Source organism: Pedobacter steynii (genome assembly GCF_001721645.1).
In the GTDB taxonomy this organism is placed as follows: domain Bacteria; phylum Bacteroidota; class Bacteroidia; order Sphingobacteriales; family Sphingobacteriaceae; genus Pedobacter; species Pedobacter steynii_A.
On record NZ_CP017141.1, the window covers coordinates 1,808,949 to 1,829,754 of the forward strand.

General features: G+C 43.1%; 8 protein-coding genes. 6 read left to right on the top strand and 2 right to left on the bottom strand.

The annotated features are described in order from the left end of the window. Nucleotides 1–5 precede the first annotated feature (5 nt). The 6 genes from BFS30_RS07490 to BFS30_RS07515 all read left to right on the top strand — a co-directional run bounded on the left by BFS30_RS07490 (nt 6) and on the right by BFS30_RS07515 (nt 18,611). Nucleotides 6–13,916, top strand: a complete 13,911-nt coding sequence (locus tag BFS30_RS07490; protein ID WP_069378715.1) for a putative Ig domain-containing protein — start codon at nt 6–8, stop codon at nt 13,914–13,916. Between the two features lie 15 nt (nt 13,917–13,931). Continuing rightward, nucleotides 13,932–14,924, top strand: coding sequence for a PorP/SprF family type IX secretion system membrane protein (locus BFS30_RS07495; protein WP_069378716.1), 993 nt, complete (start codon nt 13,932–13,934; stop codon nt 14,922–14,924). An 11-nt stretch (nt 14,925–14,935) separates the two neighbouring features. Further along, nucleotides 14,936–16,936 carry an OmpA family protein gene (locus BFS30_RS07500; RefSeq protein ID WP_069378717.1) on the top strand — a complete coding sequence of 667 codons (2,001 nt, stop codon included), beginning with the start codon at nt 14,936–14,938 and terminating at the stop codon, nt 16,934–16,936. Between the two features lie 94 nt (nt 16,937–17,030). Further along, nucleotides 17,031–17,219: a hypothetical protein gene (locus BFS30_RS07505; protein ID WP_069378718.1), complete on the top strand. Its 189-nt coding sequence runs from the start codon at nt 17,031–17,033 to the stop codon at nt 17,217–17,219. Nucleotides 17,220–17,615: 396 nt separating this feature from the next. Then, on the top strand, nt 17,616–18,149 hold the full coding sequence (locus BFS30_RS07510; protein WP_069378719.1) for a GAF domain-containing protein: 534 nt from the start codon (nt 17,616–17,618) through the stop codon (nt 18,147–18,149). A gap of 18 nt (nt 18,150–18,167) precedes the next feature. Further along, nucleotides 18,168–18,611, top strand: coding sequence for a GNAT family N-acetyltransferase (locus tag BFS30_RS07515; protein WP_208603040.1), 444 nt, complete (start codon nt 18,168–18,170; stop codon nt 18,609–18,611). Here the strand turns inward: BFS30_RS07515 and BFS30_RS07520 are convergent. Both BFS30_RS07520 and BFS30_RS07525 read right to left on the bottom strand, forming a co-directional pair. Further along, the gene (locus BFS30_RS07520) at nt 18,601–19,455 is read right to left on the bottom strand and encodes an N-acetylglucosamine kinase (RefSeq protein ID WP_069378720.1); all 855 of its coding nucleotides are present in this window, start codon (nt 19,453–19,455) and stop codon (nt 18,601–18,603) included. The genes BFS30_RS07515 and BFS30_RS07520 overlap by 11 nt on opposite strands. 18 nt (nt 19,456–19,473) lie before the next feature. After that, nucleotides 19,474–20,787: a TolC family protein gene (locus BFS30_RS07525; RefSeq protein WP_069378721.1), complete on the bottom strand. Its 1,314-nt coding sequence runs from the start codon at nt 20,785–20,787 to the stop codon at nt 19,474–19,476. Between the last annotated feature and the right edge of the window lie 19 nt (nt 20,788–20,806).

Below are 20,806 nucleotides of genomic sequence, written 5' to 3' on the forward strand. Positions count from 1 at the left end.
AACGTGTGTATGCGAGTACCCAAGGGGATGGTACTTTTGGCATTTGCCTTCTTTGTACTATTGTAAACGGGCCTGCTGCAACAGATGGTGATATCAATACTTCATCAAAAGTAACTGCAGGTGTCAGTTTATTAGGTGGTGGAATTTATCAGGAATTGATATATCCTGCCGGAGACCTGCCCGGAGGTTCTACCGGATCTGTAGTTAAAATATCTACGGGAACGGTTCTAGAGCTTAATGTTCTTGGGGCAATAAAAGTTCAGGCATATAATAACAATACGCCCGTGGGTGCTGCTGTAAATGCAGGAGCGGCCTTATTAAACCTATTGGCTAACGGAAACCAGGCAGAAATCTTTCTTCCTGCGCCGGGAGCAGCTTATAATAGGGTACGTGTAATTGTTGATGGTGGAGCATTAGCGGCTTTGACTTCTATAAATGTTTATCATGCTTATTTTTTAAAGAATACAACTAATATAAATTGCGATGCGCCAATAGATGAATTGCATGGCATATCCGGAACTGTGGGTGCGCTGGGAGGAGTTTCAAATCCATTGAATGCAATAGATGGCGTGGAAAGTACTTATTCCACTTTAGGTTCTGCAGTAGGTTTGGTAGGCTATGCTCAGCAAACCATTGTATTTCCTGGTTTGTCTGCTGCGACAGACTCCGTTAGACTATTGGTTTCATCAGGTCCAACACTGCTTTCACTTGAGTTGCTGGGATCGGTTGCTATTGAAACTTTTAATGGTAACGTCAGTAATGGACTCGTCCCCGGGACAGGTGGCTTGCTTAACCTCAAACTCCTGAATCCGGGAAGCAGCATTGGTGTATTAACTTTTGCTCCGGGAGTTCCTTTTGATCGCGTTCAGTTAAGAATAGGAGGGATAGCCAGTCTTTTAAATTCTATCAATCTTCATGAAGTTTCGCGTTCAATGGCTTTGCCAACAACCATCAATATCAATAGTGCTGCTTCAGCTAGCGGAATAGCATGTGCAGGTGATGGTGTGGTGTTAAATATTAACAGTCCTGAAGCTGGTGCAACTTATACCTGGTATACTCAGGCCATTGGTGGCACAGGAACAGCAGGTGTAAGTTTTACCCCTTCAGGTTTAGTGACTGGTGTCAATAATTTTTATGTATCGGGAAAAAGAGCCGGATGTACAAATGAATCTCCACGTAAGCTGGTGAGTATAACTGTAAATAATCCAATCTTGCCCGTAGTCTCCGCAGTTACTCCGATATGTAGCGGGTCAACAGCAACTTTGCAAATTGGTACTCCGGTAGTCGGAGAAACTTACCGTTGGTATGATGCAGCTGTTGGCGGAACATTAGCATTTACAGGTGAGACTTTTGTAACTCCGGTTTTAACAGCGAACAAATCATATTATGTAGAGTCTGTGATCGGTGCTTGTGTTAGTGCACGTCAACAAGTAGATGTAATTGTCAACCCACTGCCGGCTGATGCACAGGTTTCCTCAACAAACGTAAATATCTCTACCGGACAAACCGCAACGCTTTCAGCAACTGCGCCAACAGCCGGGAGTACCATCAACTGGTATACTGTTGCAACAGGTGGAAGCCCGATTGCAACCGGAACCAGCTTCACTACTCCGCCACTAACTGAAAATACAACCTATTATGTAGGTACACAAAGTGCAGGTGGTTGTGTGAGTCAAAATAGAGTTGCGGTTAATGTTATCGTAACGAATGTTACACCTGGTGTAACCTGTAAATCCGCAAATGCCCAAAGTAATGGTATCCAGGGAATCTGTATTGGCTGTGAAGTGTCGGATCCTAATTTCTCTGTAGATGCGGACCCACTGAACTTTAGTAGCATTCGTCTTGCAGTAGGGGTACTGGGGGTTGGTTATCAAAGATTGATTTTCCCTACGGAAGGTGTAGCAACAGATAGCATCCGTCTTGATTTAAGGTTACCTGGAAATATCGTTGATCTTTCTCTTATCGGAGGAATATCAGTGTTGGTGAAAAAAGGTGATGCTACAGTTGCATCTTATGAACTGAATTCTGAGCTGATCCATCTCACTCTTTCAGGTGGAGACCGCTTTAAAGTAACTATTCCCGCTGGTGCAAATTATGATGCGGTTGAAGTCCGCTTCGGTGCTGTACTATCAGCAGTGACTGCCCTTGATATCTTCGGTGCAGAAGTGATTTATCCAAGCCCTACAATTGCAAGTACAGGACTTGCTATCTGTTCAGGAGCATCGACCACGCTAACTGCAACACCTAATGGTGGTACAGATTTGAAATGGTATGCTGCGGCAACAGGTGGTCCGGCTCTTGCTACTGGAAATACCTTTTCCCCAACAGGACTTACTGCAACAACTACCTATTATATAGAGGTAGGTAAAGGCACTTGTGTAAATACCCAACGCATACCTGTTACGGTGACGGTAAACCCGGCGATTGTTTTTGTAGCCGCAGCTTTAAGCAATGCCACACTTGCTTCAACTTATTCAAAACAAATTCCTGTTGCTACCGGAGGAACGCCGGCATTTAATTATACCCTGGCCCCAGGTAGCACATTACCAGCAGGATTAACACTTTCTGCAACCGGACTGATTTCAGGGACTCCTACTGCTGCCGGACCTTATACTTTTTCAGTGCTGGCAACAGACAGTAAAGGTTGTACGGCTACTGCAGAATTTAACTTAACAGTTACCGATGCCTTATCACTTCCTTCAGCAAGCCTTCCTAACGGAACGGTAGGTGTTGTTTATCCGGTACAAACCCTTCCTGAAGCTATAGGCGGAACGGGACCTTATACTTATGTTGCAACCAACCTGCCTCCAGGCTTAGCTTTTAATCCGGCAACCCGGGAAATTACCGGAACACCGACCCAGGCAGGAACTTATATTATTCCTGTAACCGTAACCGATGCAAACGGAAACACTAAAACAGAAAACTATACTATTGTTGTCAGAGATCCACTGGCTTTACCTGCAGCTACACTTGCGAATGGTACGGTAGGGATTCCTTATCCAACACAAGCTATACCTGCTGCTACAGGTGGAATAGGACCTTATACTTATACAGCTCCTGCAGCAAGTCTTCCTCCTGGATTGAGCTTCAATCCAAATACACGTGAAATCACAGGAACACCAACGCTGGCTGGAACCTATACCATTCCTGTTACTGTAACGGATGGTGACGGAAAAACAATTACAACAAACTATACTATTGTTGTTGGAAGTCCATTGGTTCTACCTCCGGCAACACTTGCGGATGGAAATGTGAATGTGGGGTATACCTCGCAACCTATTCCTGCTGCAACCGGGGGAACGGCACCTTATACCTATGCCGCAACAAACCTTCCTCCGGGATTGAGCTTTGATGCGGTTACCCGTGTAATTTCCGGGACGCCTACTCAATCAGGTTTATATAGTATAACAGTAACGGTAACTGATGATGCCGGCACTACCGCGAGTAACACTTATTCTCTAAGAGTAATCGGAGCGTTATCTCTGCCTACTATGGCCTTAGCTGATGGTACGGTTGGAACTGTTTATACAGAACAAACGCTACCTGAAGTGACAGGAGGGACAGGACCTTATACTTATACTGCTGCAAATCTTCCTCCGGGAATGAGTTTTGATCCAATCACGCGCAAACTTACCGGTACGCCAACAACAGGAGGAACATTTACTTTCTCAGTAACGGCAAAAGATGCAGCTAATAATTCAACCACGACAACTTTTACAGTTAAGGTAAAAGTTGATGCACCAGTTGTGGCATCAGCCAGCATTTGTTCTGGAAGTACTGCAACACTTAATGTAACGAATACTCTTCCTGGAGTAACCTATAACTGGTATGCTTCAACAGGAAGTACACCTATATTTACAGGACCTACCTATACTACTCCGACGCTAACTGCCAACACTACTTATTATGTAGAGGCAGTTTCCGGAACAGCTGTGAGTAGCCGTACGGCTGTTACCGTAACAGCACGTCCAACTCCGGCATTAGCAGTAGTTTCTGCTAATCAGTCAATCAGTGCGGGACAAACAGCAACTCTTCAAGCTTCCGCTGAGGCAGGAAATACCATTAGCTGGTTTGCTGCTGCAACTGGTGGTGCCGCATTAGGAACAGGAACGAGCTTTACCACACCGGTATTAAATACCACTACAACCTATTATGTAGAAACTGCAAACAGCACAGGTTGTGTGAGTGCAACCAGGGTCCCGGTTACTGTGACGGTAACAAGTGGTCCGGTTAATCCTAACTGTAATGCTGCAACCAGTCAGACTACAGCTATTGAGTCTCTGCTTTGTGTAGGTTGTGGAATCACTAACCCATCAGGATCTATAGATGCCGATCCAGCAACATTTACTACCATTAACCTTGCGGTTAACGTAGCTGGAGTAGGTTATCAGAAACTGATGTTTCCAAATCAGGGTACAGGTACTGACAGTATCCGTGTAGATATTGAAACTCCGGTTGGTCTGGCTGATATCAATTTATTGAACGGAGCTACAATTACCGTCTATAACGGTACAACTATCGTTAAAACTTATCCACTGAATTCTTCTTTATTAAACCTTGAGCTTTTAAGTGGAAACAGATTCCAGGCTACATTCCCTGCAACCGGCGCTTATAATGCTGTTGAAATCCGTTTCGGATCTGTAGTTGGTTTATTGAGCAGTTATAGAATTTATGGAGCTTCCATAATTTATCCTAACCCAACAGTTGCAACAACCGGCCAAACGATTTGTGCAGGAAATACAACTACTTTAAGTGCCACTGCAAACGGAGGTACTACTTTAAAATGGTACGCTACTGCAAGCAGTGGAACTGCACTGGCTACAGGTGAGACCTTCACTACTCCTGTGCTTAATGCAACTACGACTTATTATATTGAGGTAAGTAAAGCTGGTTGTGCTAATGTGGAACGCGTGCCGGTTACTGTAACCGTAACGCCTGCTCCGACAGCACCGGTACTTGCAACGGTATTGCCGATATGTCATGGCTCTACAGCCAGCCTTGCAGTAAATGCCCCGGTAACGGGAGTAAACTACAATTGGTATACTGTAGCGACAGGAGGCACTTCAATCTTTACCGGAAGTACTTTTGTTACACCTGCGCTAACAGCTAATACAACCTATTATGTAGAAGCTGCGAATCCAGGATGCGGAGTCTCTACACGTACAGCAGTTCCGGTAACTGTGAATCCAATTGTAACATTACCACAGATTCAGGCCTCAGCAACAACAGTTGCGCCTGGTCAGACTGTGATTTTAAATGCAACTTCGCCAGATGCAGATGTGACCTTTAACTGGTTTACTTCAGCAACGGCAACAACGCCAACATATACTGGTCCGACTTATGTTACCGAACCAATTACGGCAACCACTACTTATTATCTAGAAGCCAAATCAAATGCAACGGGTTGCGTTTCTGCAAGCCGTGTACAGGTAACTATTTCCGTAGACAATAGTCTGCCAAGTCCGGTTCCTTGTGTTGCTGCAATTACAGAAACACATAATGTGGTTGGAGTAGCATTACTTTCAGCAATCTTCAATCCGCAACTGGCCATCGATAATGACACCAGAACAGGTTCGTCACTGGTTATGCCGGTTGGACTTCTGGGTGCTTCGGTTTATCAACGCCTAGGATTCGGTTCGGTTTCCAGTCCTGGTGATACCGTTAAAGTATTGTTAAATGCGCCGGGTAAACTCCTGACTCTTGGATTATTATCCAGCATTCAGGTTGGAACTTATAACGGGGCAACCAGTAACAATGATGCCGTTTCTTTGAATAATAATCTGATCTCTCTGGAACTGTTGAGCAACAATAGCCAGGCATTGGTTAGTTTTGTGCCAACTGCTCCCTTCGATCAGGTAGAAGTACGTCTAAATTCTGGTCTTGCAGGTGTCCTTTCTACTGTTGATGTGAATTATGCACGACGCGTTTTAGTAGCACCGGAACTGGTCGTTCCTGCCCCTGCAATTTGCGCAACTCAAACTGCTACATTAACTGTTAAAAATCCAAATGCCGGTATTACTTATAAATGGTACAATTCTACCGGAGCAACGTTGTTATTTACCGGAACAACATTTACTACTCCGGCTTTAGCAGCAAATACAACATACTATGTTGAGGCAAATACTGCCTCAGGTTGTACAAGCTATAAAACCAAGGTGGTGGTAACGGTAACACCAGCACCTGCTGTCCCTGAGCTGGTAACGGCTTCTGTGAATACCTGTGTGGGAAGTACGGTTACCCTGGAGGTAAAAAATCCACTTGCCGGAATTACTTATAAATGGTATGATGCAACAGGAACTACAGAGCTGGCAACAGGAATAACATTCATCAGTCCTGCGTTAACTGCAAATATCAGCTACCAGGTAGCTGCAGTATCTACTGCCTGTAACGTAGCTTCTGCTGCTAAAGCAACTGCACAGATTACCGTGAATGGCTTGGATCAGCCGGTGATTACTCCGGCTGATGCAATCGTGAGTTCTGGTTCTCCGGCAGTATTAACTGCTACGTCCAGCACCGCGGGTGTTATCTTTAAATGGTACGATGCACCAGGATCAGTTATCCCGGTTTATACCGGAGCTAATTATGTTACTGCTCCATTAATCAATACAGGAACTACACCGATTGTATTTACTTATTATGTTTCAGCAGAAATCGCAGGCGGATGTACTTCCACCACACGTGCCACTGTTACGGTAACCGTGTTGCCTGCTGTTGATCCTAACAATGACCTGGCTTGCGAAGTGGCAACGATCAGAAAAAGAGACGGAGTAGATGGCGTTGCCCTACTGGCAGGAGTATTTAATCCTACACTGGCTACTGACCTGAGCTCTGCCACTGCTTCTTCATTGGTAATGTCTGTTGGTGCTCTTGGTGCTTCGACTTATCAACATGTAGGTTTTACCGGACTTTCAGTTATCGGTGACACTGTTCGTATTCGTATTACCTCTCCTGGTAAACTACTTTCATTAGCAGTTTTACCTTCTATAGAAATTACAACGTATAAAGACCTGACCAGCAACAATGATATGATGATGGTTAGTGATAGCAATCCATTGATCAAACTGGATTTACTTAGCGATAATAGCGGAGCAACTATTTCTTTTGTTCCTCAGAAACAGTTTGACGGGGTTGAGCTCAGATTGAGATCAGGTCTGGCTTCAGTTTTATCAACACTTGATTTCAATTATGCCAGACGTATACTGGTTGCCCCAACAGTGTTAAGTGCAAATGTTTCTGCCTGTCTGGGAACTGCCGCTACTTTAAGCGTTCAGAATCCGATTGCAACAGGAACAACTTATACCTGGTATAAAGGCACTGCACCTGCTTCAGTAGGAACAGGAGCAACCTTCCTTACAGAGACGACATTGGCTGTAGGAACCCATGATTATTTTGTAACTGCTAGCCGCAATGGTTGTGTGAGTACAAAAACTAAAGTTACGGTAACGATATTGGCTGCACCGGGTGCACCAGTAGAAGTGGCCGGTAATCCAAAATCAACTTGCTTTAATACACCAGCTACTTTGGCTGTAACTCCGGTTGCGGGAATAACTTATAACTGGTTTGATGCGCTTACTGCAGGAAATAAACTGGCATCTAACACAAATACTTATACTACGCTTGCAACGCTTGCACCTGGAACCTATAATTTCTATGTAGAAGCCTCAAATGCGAATTCATGTATCAGTACAGCTGCCCGTACAAAAATTACACTTGTTGTTAAACCAATAGCGACTCCGGCTGATGTGATCGTAGCAGGAGCAGCAACTCCACTATGTAAAGACAGTAAAGCAAAACTGACCGCAAGTAGTACTACGGTAACCAATCCTACTTTTGTATGGTATAGTGACGCAGCCTTAACTACAGAAGTGTTCAGAGGAGCTATCTTCGAGCCTACTGTTACGGCTAATGTGACTTATTATGTCAGTGTCTTCGGCGATAATAAATGTACAAATGCTTCAGGTAACGGAAAAGCAGTTGCCTTGACGGTTAATCCTCCTGCAACAGCTGCAGACCTTGCTGTTACAGGAAATGGAGCTCCATTCTGTGCAGGCGCTAAAGCGACTTTAACAGCAAGCACTACAACAGTAACTAATCCTACTTTTATCTGGTACAGTGATGCCGCTTTAACTACAGAAGTATTTAGAGGATCAATCTATGAGCCGACAGTTACTGCAACAACTACTTATTATGTAACGGTTAGCGGATCAAACAAATGCCCTAATTTACCAGCCAACGCTAAAGTAGTTGCCATAACGGTGAACAACCCGGGATCAGCTGCAGATATTACAGTTATAGGAAACGGAACCCCATTCTGTGCAGGAACAAAAGCAAAACTAACTGCCAGTGCAACAACGGTAACTAATCCTAAATTTATCTGGTACAGTGATGCCGCTTTAACTACGGAAGTATTTAGAGGAGCAATCTATGAACCAACAGTTACCGCAAGTACTACTTATTATGTAAGTGTTAGCGGAGACAACAGATGTCCTAACGACCCTGCCAATGCTAAGGTGGTAACGATTACTGTGAATCCACCTGCCACAGCTGCAGACATTGCAGTTACCGGAAATAATGCTCCGTTCTGTGCAGGAACAAAAGCGAAATTTACCGCAAGCAGTACTACAGTAACGAGCCCGGTGTTTACCTGGTATAACGATGCAGATCTTACAGATGTTGCCTTTACCGGACCAGTATTTGAACCGGTATTGAGTGTAAGCGCTACTTATTATGTAACGGTAAGAGGAGCAAATAAATGTGAAAACCTAAAAGCAGGTGCTAAATTGGTAACGGTAGTCATTAACCCGCCTGCTACAGCTGCTGATATTGCGGTTGCTGGAAATAATGCACCATTCTGTGCAGGTTCGAAAGCGATATTAACTGCCAGCAGTATTACAGCAATCAGCCCGGTATTTACCTGGTTTAAAGATGCAGCTCTCACAGATGTAGCCTTTACCGGTCCAGTGTTTGAACCGGTATTGACTGCGACGACTACTTACTATGTAACGGTTAGCGGATCAAATAAATGTGCAAATGCAGCTGGTGATGCTAAAATTGTAACCCTGATTGTAAATCCTCCGGCTACTGCTTCAGATATAATTGTGACCGGAGTAAGCGGACCGGTTTGTGCGGGTGCAATCATTAAACTGACTGCCTCAAGCACTACAGTAACCAACCCGGTATTTACCTGGTATACGGATGCTGCTTTAACAAATGCAGTGTTTACAGGACCGGTGTTTGATAAAACCATTACTGCTTCTATCACTTATTATGTAACCGTAAAAGGAGCAAATAAATGTGAAAACCTGAATGGTACGGCGAAAGCAGTTGCCATTACGGTAAACCCTCCTGCAACAGCTGCAGACGTTACAGTTACCGGAAACGGAACACCATTCTGTGCAGGAGCGAAAGCAAAACTAATTGCAAGTTCAACTACTGTGACTAACCCGGTATTTATCTGGTACAGTAATGCGGCCTTAACAACTGAAGTGTTCAGAGGTGCAACCTATGAACCAACAGTGACTGCAAGTACTACTTACTATGTGACGGTTAGCGGAGACAATAAATGTCCTAATGATCCGGCTAATGCCAAAGTGGTAACAATTACTGTAAACCCACCTGCTACAGCGGCTGATGTTGCTATTACTGGTAACGATGCTCCGTTCTGTGCAGGAACAAAAGCGAAGTTCACCGCGAGCAGCACCACGGTAACCAGTCCGGTATTCACCTGGTATACAGATGCTGCTTTAACAAATGCAGTATTTACAGGACCAGTGTTTGAACCGGTACTAACTGCAAACATTACTTATTATGTAACCGTTAGAGGAACCAATAAATGCGAAAGTCTGGCTGCAGGAGCTAAAGTAGTGACGGTAGTCATTAACCCACCTGCTACATCTGCCGATATTGCGGTAACAGGAAACAGCGCTCCATTCTGTGCAGGTGCTAAAGCCACATTAACTGCTTCAAGCACTACAGTAACCAGCCCTGTATTTACCTGGTATAAAGATGCAGCTTTAACAGATGTAGCTTTCACCGGAGCAATATTTGAACCGGTACTAACCGCAACGACTACTTATTATGTAACCGTACGTGGTGCCAACAGGTGTGAGAATGCTGCTGCTAATGCTAAAATTATAACCCTGACTGTAAACCCTCCGGCTACTGCTTCAGATGTAATTGTGACAGGAGTAAGCGGACCTGTGTGTGCAGGTGTAACAATTAAATTAACCGCGAGCAGCACTACAGTAACCAATCCGGTATTTACCTGGTATACGGATGCTGCTTTAACAAATGCAGTGTTTACAGGACCGGTGTTTGATAAAACCATTACCACTGCCATTACTTACTATGTAACCGTAAAAGGAGCAAATAAATGTGAAAATCTGAATGGTACAGCGAAAGCAGTTGCCATTACGGTAAACCCTCCTGCAACAGCTGCAGACGTTACAGTTACCGGAAACGGAACACCATTCTGTGCAGGAGCGAAAGCAAAACTAATTGCAAGTTCAACTACTGTGACTAACCCGGTATTTATCTGGTACAGTAATGCGGCCTTAACAACTGAAGTGTTCAGAGGTGCAACCTATGAACCAACAGTGACTGCAAGTACTACTTACTATGTGACGGTTAGCGGAGACAATAAATGTCCTAATGATCCGGCTAATGCCAAAGTGGTAACAATTACTGTAAACCCACCTGCTACAGCGGCTGATGTTGCTATTACTGGTAACGATGCTCCGTTCTGTGCAGGAACAAAAGCGAAGTTCACCGCGAGCAGCACCACGGTAACCAGTCCGGTATTCACCTGGTATACAGATGCTGCTTTAACAAATGCAGTATTTACAGGACCAGTGTTTGAACCGGTACTAACTGCAAACATTACTTATTATGTAACCGTTAGAGGAACCAATAAATGCGAAAGTCTGGCTGCAGGAGCTAAAGTAGTGACGGTAGTCATTAACCCACCTGCTACATCTGCCGATATTGCGGTAACAGGAAACAGCGCTCCATTCTGTGCAGGTGCTAAAGCCACATTAACTGCTTCAAGCACTACAGTAACCAGCCCTGTATTTACCTGGTATAAAGATGCAGCTTTAACAGATGTAGCTTTCACCGGAGCAATATTTGAACCGGTACTAACCGCAACGACTACTTATTATGTAACCGTACGTGGTGCCAACAGGTGTGAGAATGCTGCTGCTAATGCTAAAATTATAACCCTGACTGTAAACCCTCCGGCTACTGCTTCAGATGTAATTGTGACAGGAGTAAGCGGACCTGTGTGTGCAGGTGTAACAATTAAATTAACCGCGAGCAGCACTACAGTAACCAATCCGGTATTTACCTGGTATACGGATGCTGCTTTAACAAATGCAGTGTTTACAGGACCGGTGTTTGATAAAACCATTACCACTGCCATTACTTACTATGTAACCGTAAAAGGAGCAAATAAATGTGAAAATCTGAATGGTACAGCGAAAGCAGTTGCCATTACGGTAAACCCTCCTGCAACAGCTGCAGACGTTACAGTTACCGGAAACGGAACACCATTCTGTGCAGGAGCGAAAGCAAAACTAATTGCAAGTTCAACTACTGTGACTAACCCGGTATTTATCTGGTACAGTAATGCGGCCTTAACAACTGAAGTGTTCAGAGGTGCAACCTATGAACCAACAGTGACTGCAAGTACTACTTACTATGTGACGGTTAGCGGAGACAATAAATGTCCTAATGATCCGGCTAATGCCAAAGTGGTAACAATTACTGTAAACCCACCTGCTACAGCGGCTGATGTTGCTATTACTGGTAACGATGCTCCGTTCTGTGCAGGAACAAAAGCGAAGTTCACCGCGAGCAGCACCACGGTAACCAGTCCGGTATTCACCTGGTATACAGATGCTGCTTTAACAAATGCAGTATTTACAGGACCAGTGTTTGAACCGGTACTAACTGCAAACATTACTTATTATGTAACCGTTAGAGGAACCAATAAATGCGAAAGTCTGGCTGCAGGAGCTAAAGTAGTGACGGTAGTCATTAATCCATCTGCTACATCTGCCGATATTGCGGTAACAGGAAACAGCGCTCCATTCTGTGCAGGTGCTAAAGCCACATTAACTGCTTCAAGCACTACAGTAACCAGCCCTGTATTTACCTGGTATAAAGATGCAGCTTTAACAAATGTAGCTTTCACCGGAGCAATATTTGAACCGGTACTAACCGCAACGACTACTTATTATGTAACCGTACGTGGTGCCAACAGATGTGAGAATGCTACTGCTAATGCTAAGATTGTAACCCTGACTGTAAACCCTCCGGCCACCGCAAGCGATGTAGTGGTGTCAGGTGCAGATTTACCTGTGTGTGCGGGTGCAACTGTTAAATTAACCGCGAGCAGCACTACAGTAACCAATCCGGTATTTACCTGGTATAGTGATGCGGCTTTAACTGATGCCGTATTTACGGGAACAATACTTGAAAAAGTCCTTACAGAAACGACTACTTATTACGTAACTGTCAAAGGAAACAATAGATGTGAAAGCCTTCCGGGAACGGCTAAAGTAATTACAGTAACTGTAAATCCTTTACCGAATGTACCAGTCATTGCAAATGGTGGCGGAGCAACGATATGTTCCGGAGATGGAACAACACTTAATATCCAGAATCCACAACCGGGAATTACTTTCCAATGGTACAGTGCAGCGGTGGGGGGTACGTTATTAGGTACAGGTTCAAGCCTGGCAACAGGACCATTAACTGTGACTACCGACTACTATGTGCTTGCAACGAGTGCTTCAGGTTGTGGAAGTGCAACAGGTCGTGTTAAAGCAACAGTTACGGTTAATACTAAACCTACTGTTCCAACGGTGGTTTCGGCAATAGCTGATGCCTGTCCCGGAAGCACAGCTGTGCTTAGCGTTTCTAATCCGTTAGCAGGTGTTACTTATAGCTGGTATGCTGATCCGACAGAAGGAACTGCTTTAGGAACAGGTGCTAACTTTACTACACCGGTAATTACTGCAAACAGAACTTTCTATGTAGGCGCATCTACTGCTACTTGTAGCAGTGTAAGTCGTACTGCGGTAAATGTAAGGGTACAGGTTTCGCCTGATGCACCGGCTTCAGTGAATGGGGCAACTGATCCTTCATGTTCCGGAAATACAATTGTACTGTCAGTAAATAATCCAAATGCGGCCTTTACCTACCATTGGTATAGCTCTGCAGCCGGAGGCACTTCATTAGCTGAAGGAAGCAGTTTTACTACACCAGCATTGACCGCTACTACTACTTACTATGTAGAGAGTGTGAACACGGCTACCGGATGTGTGAGTACTTCACGTACTGCAGCTGTCATCACGATTCTGCCTAAACTTACTGCTCCTGTTGTTTCAGTGCAGTCGGCGACCGCAACAAGTGTGACCTTTGCATGGGCTACAGTAGCTGGTGCTACAGGATATGAAGTCTCTGTTGACGGAGGAACAACCTGGAGCGCGCCAAGTTCGGGTGCAGCAGGATTAACACATGTAATCAGCGGTCTGAAACCAGATCAGTCTGTGACCATCAGGGTGAGAGCAACAGGACAATTACCTTGTCAGCTAAGCGATGCTTCAAGCTTGAACTCGAAAAGTGAGAACCCACTCGGCAACCAGATATTTATCCCGAATACATTCACTCCAAATAATGACGGTAAGAATGATGTGTTATACGTGTATGGAAATACGATCGCCAAAATGAAGCTTCGTGTCTATAACCAGTGGGGACAATTCATCTATGAATCTCTTAGTGTTCAGAATGGATGGGATGGTACTTATAAAGGTGACATTCAACCAAACGGAGTATATGTATACTTACTGGAAGCCGAATTTAATGATGGAACCAAAACAACGAAAAAAGGAACAATAACCCTATTGAGATAATAAAACACATTTGTTATGAAGAACCTAGTAAAAATTATAATAGCAGGCGCGTTTTTAAGCTTAGGAACGCAAAGGGTTATCGCACAGATTGATCCTCATTTCTCACAGTATTACGCCCATCCACTATGGTTAAACCCGGCGCTGACCGGGGTTACTGATGGTGAATACAGGGTCTCTATAAATGCTAAACAGCAGTGGGGCTCAATTTCCAATTCATATTTAACCGGGGGTGCGTCATTTGATATGGCCCCCGTTAAAAATCTCGCTTTTGGTGCAATGGTATTGAATCAGAATGCCGGTGATATTAGTTATAACCACCTGAGTGCACTGGCCTCTGCAGCCTATAGAATTCATTTTGGCCGTAACGGACAAAATATGGTAAACTTCGGCGTTCAGGCAGGAATTCTGAATAAGAGTTTTGACGCTTCCAAGATTACATTGGGTAGTCAGTTTAACCCGGTAACCGGCTATGATCCGAACTTTGGAATCAGCGAATCTTTTGCCTCCTCTAATACACTTGTTCCTGATGTCAATGCAGGAGTAATGTATTTTGATGGAAATCCAGATCAGCGTGTGAACGTCTTTGCAGGCGCAATGGCTGCTCATCTGACCAGACCGATCGACAAATTTCTGGGTACCGATGTACGCATGCCGATCCGTTATGCTGTACATGGCGGAGCGAGGGTTAAAGTGACCGATATGCTGGACATTACCCCGAATGCATTGTATATGAAACAAGGAAATGCTAAAGAAACCTCTATAGGTGCTTATGCCAAAGTAATGTTAAACCCGGAAGCTGACCTCATGTTTGGAACAAACTATCGGGTCGATGATGCTGCAATTGCCTTCTTTGGTCTTAATATTAAAAACATGGTGTTTGGTGTGAGTTATGACTTTAATACTTCCTTCAATAAATCTACCCGTAGTCAGGGCGGATTGGAGTTGTCGATTTCATTTACCAGAAGAAGAGGAATTGTTGGCCCGAATTTCTTTTGTCCAAGATTATAATATAACGCGATATGAAACTTAAAATATTACTCGTCCTCTGCCTGCTTAGCAATATTGTCAGTGCTCAGTTTGTAACCAATAGTAAAAGAGTTGCTGATGTCTATTACCTGAATAAGGAATATTATGCGGCAGCAGAATATTATAAAAAAGCGCTGCAGATCTCAGCAGATAGCTCGGGTTTCGTAGTGCCTTATGGCTTTGAAACTAAAATGAAACAGGAGAGTCCAAAGAAAGAAGACTATGAATATAGTGTCTTTCAGTTGGCAGAATCTCTCAGGCAGTATAAAAACTTTACCGATGCAGAGAAATGGTATGCCATCGCTAAAGATTTTAACAACCCGAAATATATCCTGAGTACTTTTTGGTACGGGGTCACTTTAAGGGCTAATCAGAATTATACGGAAGCGATTCATGCTTTTGAGACTTTTCAAAAGAAGTACACTGCTCAGGATGAGTATAGTGCAAGGGCTAAAACTGAAATCGCTTCCTGCAGGTTTGCTTTATATGAGGTCAGCCATCCACGCTTGTTTAAGCTGGGGAGATTGAAGAACGATATCAATCAGGCGGGTTCTAATTATACACCGCTATTAAGAGGAAATAATTTTTATTTTACCTCTTCCAGACCAATTGGAAGTGCGGGTAAAAACATCGTTTTATCGGACACTAAAAATAGTTCAAAAGTAACCAGAAGGCAGACGCCCTATGTAAACGCGATTTATGAAACTTCGGGTAACCCATTAACAGAAAGCATTTCTGTTAAGAAGATTCCGGCAAGTAGTAAAGATAAAGAATTGGCTACTCCGGCTTTTCTTCCAAATGGAAAAGTAATGTTTATCACGGGATGGAGCGCGAAAGAAACCAGAAAAATTTATCAGTTGAATTCGGCTTCCGAAACAGGAAAAGACTGGTCTGAACCAGTAGAACTTGGAGGCAATATTAATGTGAAAGGGTTCAATGCCATGCAGCCTTCAGTAACAAAAAACGGTAAATACCTTATATTTTCTTCAGATCGTCCAGGTGGGCAGGGGAAATACGATTTGTGGTATTGTGCCATTCGCCCGGACGGCTCGTTGGGGCAGGCTGTAAATATGGGGAATACTGTTAATACTTCAGGAGATGAAGAAGCTCCATATTATAATGTGAAGAATAAAAAGTTGTTGTATAGCAGTAACGGCAGAGTAGGGCTCGGGGGCTTCGATTTCTATGAAAGCGATGGAGATTTTGATAGCTGGTCTGAACCGAGAAATCTGGGATATCCACTTAACTCTTCTAAGGATGACTTGTATTTTACACCTCGCGACGATTCGGATGAGGAAGGTTATATCAGTTCGGACCGGGAGTCTTTATGTTGTCTGGAAATCTTTCATGTTAAACGTGAATACCTGAGCATCAGAGGTGCAATTTTAGATTGTCTCACTGGAAAACCATTGGAAAATGTAGTGGTAACTCTTGCCGACTCTCTGCAACAGTTTAAATTTACAACGGGAACAGATGGGAAATATAATTTTAAGGTCAACTCTAATCGTCAGCTAAAAATTACTGCAGAGAAAGAGAAGTACTTTATCAAAACCTTAAGCTATTCTTATGATCAGCTGGCGCAAAAGGATACGCTGTTCAGCGAAGAGATTTGTCTTACTCCGTATGAAAAAGATAAACCAATCGTACTTAAGGATGTATTGTATGAATTTGACAAAGCGGACCTGACCGCAGATTCTAAAGTAAAAATGGATTATCTGTACACCATTATGGTGGACAACCCTAAAATTGAAATTGAGTTAAGTGCTCATACCGATAGCAAAGGAACACCGGCTTATAACCTCGATCTTTCAGACAGACGGGCCAAGTCCTGTGTAGATTACCTCGTTGCAAAAGGAATTTCAGAAAGCAGGATGACGAGCAAGGGGTATGGAATGACTATGCCAGTGGCTCCAAATAAGCTTTCAAATGGAAAAGACAATCCCGCAGGGAGAGCATTAAACAGACGTACAGAATTCAAGGTTACCAAAAATTAAAAATAAGTTCTCAATCAAAGGCCTCGGTCTGAATATTCAAGATTAATTCTTAATATTCAGACCGGGGCTTTTACCTTTGCATCAAAAACAGCTTATGCATACTGAAGCACAGATTAAAATGATTGCAGATACCTTACTTCCTGGATTCCTGCCTAAAGATCCCAATGAAAAAATACTTGTTTTTCATTTTACCTTACCTCCGGATGCAAATTATAAAGTCAGTTATCTTAAAAGTGTTAAGAACGAATGGGAATTTAGTGGTTTCGAAAAAGTCGAGAGATAGCTTGCAAACTTGTTTTTTTTAAGAAAATCGATGATTTTGTTTACTTTTAATTGATATTCAGTTCTATAGCTGATTTGGGTGTGAGGGCGCCAGGTAAAGAAATGGGATAATATATAGGGAAATATGAATATAGCGTAGTGAAATAGGCTGTTTAATCACCAAAGTGAGTAAAAATTACCCGGGTTAAATCAGCGGGAATTATTGCATATCTACTGGTTCTGATATCGGATTATTGCGTTTTTTTGTTTTTGATTGGTAAAAAATGCGAAATCACTCGGATATGCCTTATTAACTTCTGTTTGTATTTAAGATCCAATTCATCCTGTGTGCCAAATAGATAAGGCCTCCCAATAGGTATGGTAATTGTTAAAGTATATATGACTAGATTTTAATGAATTGGAAAACAACATAGGAAGTACCTTGGTTCCGTCGGATGAAGATGCCCGATTGGAAAATTTAAAAAAGTATAAAATTCTATATACTAAAACTGAGCCTATATTTGATCAGCTTGCTGCCCTTACAGCAACAATGATGAATACACCTATTGCAATGATCAACTTTGTGGATCGGGATAAAGTATGGACGAAAGCGGATCAGAGCGGCCATGCCGGACTGGAAGTGGACCGTGAAGTCAGCCTGTGTTCATTGGCGATCTTAAATGACAGCGTGACGGTGTTTGAGGACCTGATTCAGGATCCCTGTCTGATCTCCAACCCACTGATTGTCGGAGAATCAGGTCTGCGCTTTTACGCTGCGGCATCCATTACGACCAATGAAGGTTTTAGAGTAGGAGCAGTTTGCATCGTAGATAAGAAGCCGAGGGTGTTCAAAGAGGAAGACCGGAAGAAGCTGGAATTGATTGCGCTGATGGTGAGAAAAGAAATGAATAAAAGGATAGGAATAACAGAGCTTGAACCTCAAGCCGTGTAATCGTACTTTTGCAGGCAAATGAGGATTACAAAAATAGATGACCATATTCCAATGGATTTGTTTCTGCTAGCAGATCCGGCAGAGCAAAGTATCCTGGGGTACCTTCCGGATTCATTGGTTTATATTGCCAAAATTGAGGGAGAAACCGTCGGTGGTTATATCCTGTATCCCCTGGGAGATGGTAAGTACGAGCTTAAAAATATTGCCGTCCTTTCCGGATATCAAAATAAGGGAATCGGTACTGAATTACTTCGGCACCTTTTTGAGGTGGTAAAAGAACTGAAAGGAAAAAGCGTGGAAGTTGGAACTGGTACCTTTGGCTATCAGCTGGCTTTTTATCAACGCGCCGGATTCAGAGCCGACAGAATTGATAAAGATTTCTTTTTACTGAATTATAAAGAAGCTATTTTTGAAAACGGGATTCAACATAAAGACATGCTTCGCCTGTTGATTAAACTGTAATTCCTTCTTTTCTAAGGATATAGTTGTAGATTCCTTCAATAGGCTTCTGATAGATTTTGCCTACCTTCACCTGATTGTTTAAACAAACTTCTCTTAGGATATCCTGATAATAAAAAGCAATGGAGCCCACAAAATGACAGTTCAGACTTTTATAGTTTGGATAATCTTTGATGTTGCTGTCTACAAACTCCTGAAAGCCTTCGCGTAAAATATTAATAATGAAAGGGTGGTCTGTATGTTCTGCCATGAAACGGCTGATAGAAGCAAGATAGGTATTGGGAGATGGTTTTTGATAGAGATTGGTTACTACAGTCTCCTTGTCGATTTGATGGTTCTGTGCAAATTTTACGCTTAGTTCTGTCGGCATAGTCCCATAAAGATAATTGGTAATGAGCTTTCGCCCGAAGAAAGTCCCGGAACCTTCGTCTCCTAAAACATAGCCTAAACCATGAGCGCCACTATGTACATTTTTTCCATCATAATAAGAAATATTAGAGCCTGTTCCAAGAATGCAGGTTAATCCTTTCTGATCACCACAGGTAGCGTAGGCAGAGCCAATTAAATCATGTTCCACCGAAACATAAGCCTGAGTGAAAAAAGAAGAAATACCATTGGAGATCACCTCGACTTTATCCGGGGAAGAACAACCCGCTCCAAAGAAGTATATTTCCTTTACTTTTTCTGCATAAGATGCGATTTCCTTCTTCTTTGAAAACAGCTTGAAAATATCATGCGCGTTCAAAAAATAAGGATTAATACCCTGTGTACTAAAACTGATCGTCTCTTCCGGGCTATAACCCATCCAATCAGTTTTAGAGGAGCCGCTGTCTGCTACTAGAATCATTTGCTAAAAATAACAATCTTATTGAATATTTAGAGTGCCACTGATTTCTTTTAAGCTGATTTCAGTAAGTTTCGCCTGATATTGTGCATCCAGATATCGGGTAATGGCTGTAATGGAGTTTCTTTGGGCCTCTCTTAGCTCCAATGGAGAGATACTTCCCAACCTGTATTTTTCAAGCGTGATGTCCAGGTTTTGTTTCGCGATATCCACATTGTTCTTCTCTATTTTCAGCAGGTCAAGATTGGTCAGGTAATTCTGATAAGCAGAAAGGAGTTGCGCGTTGATATCTTGTCTTGCTTTTTCCAGATTCAGTTCTGTGGTGTTGATTTCTACTTTTGCATTACGCTCGTTTTGGCGCTGCAGGAAGCCGTTAAACAAGTTTAGGCTGGCTGTAACGCCATAAGTGAAACCCCTTGCCCTGAATTGTGTATTAAAGCCTGTAGGGCTGGTGCTGTTAGAGAATTCGTAGCCGCTGTTCAGACCCACTGTAGGATAGCGCTGCCCTTTTACTTGTTTCAGGTTAAGTTCTGCAATTTTTTTATTGATAAATGCGGATTGTAGAGCAGGATTGAGTTGCTGAGCCAGACCAGACAACTCTGTATAATTTAAATCCCTTTCTATTTTCATATTTTGATCTACCTCGAAAACCAGATTCAGGTCTCTGGCCATAACCTGGTTTAAGGTCACCATATTTGTTCTGAGCACATTTTTCTGTTGCAAATAAAGTGAGGTATCTGCATTATAATCTACAGTAGCGGAAAGTACATCCAGTTTAGAGCCTCTTCCAATCTCCAGCTTGTTTTTAGCTATGGTTAAACGCATCCTTGAAATGTCGAGTGCCGTGTCTGTAGCCATGACCAGTTGCTGTTGTCTGACTAAAGCATAATAGCCGTTGATTACATCGGCAACTGTGGCAATGACTGTTCCTTTTGCATTCACTTCTCCCAATTTTTGCAATTCTTTAAGCCGGTCGTAATTGGCAAACATCTGGAAACCATCAAATATAGTCCATCCTAAAGCTGCCCCATAGCTTTGATTGGTGCTTCTCGCCCCGTCTGTTCTCCGTTCTGTTCCTGTAGCTTGGGTCTGTACCGTATTCTGATTGCTGCCTCCTCTGCTGTAATCGGCCGTAAGTTTAGGAAGCATTCCTGCATTGCCGGGGTTGATATTATTTTTTGCAATCTGGATTTCATTATTAACCAGCCGGATGTCATAATTGTTTTTTAAGGCAGTACTGATGGCTTCTTCCAAACTCAGTTTTTGTTGTGCAAAGCCCGCATGGCCACTTCCGAGCAGCACCACCAGGGCAAATAGAAGTTTCCGGGTTTTCATTGTGATATGGAGTTGAAAC

Coding starts and splice junctions, on each gene's coding strand:
- BFS30_RS07500 (WP_069378717.1), top strand. CDS start 14,936: ATGAAACTTAAAATATTACTCGTCCTCTGCCTGCTTAGCAATATTGTC.
- BFS30_RS07505 (WP_069378718.1), top strand. CDS start 17,031: ATGCATACTGAAGCACAGATTAAAATGATTGCAGATACCTTACTTCCT.
- BFS30_RS07495 (WP_069378716.1), top strand. CDS start 13,932: ATGAAGAACCTAGTAAAAATTATAATAGCAGGCGCGTTTTTAAGCTTA.
- BFS30_RS07515 (WP_208603040.1), top strand. CDS start 18,168: ATGAGGATTACAAAAATAGATGACCATATTCCAATGGATTTGTTTCTG.
- BFS30_RS07520 (WP_069378720.1), bottom strand. CDS start 19,455: ATGATTCTAGTAGCAGACAGCGGCTCCTCTAAAACTGATTGGATGGGT.
- BFS30_RS07525 (WP_069378721.1), bottom strand. CDS start 20,787: ATGAAAACCCGGAAACTTCTATTTGCCCTGGTGGTGCTGCTCGGAAGT.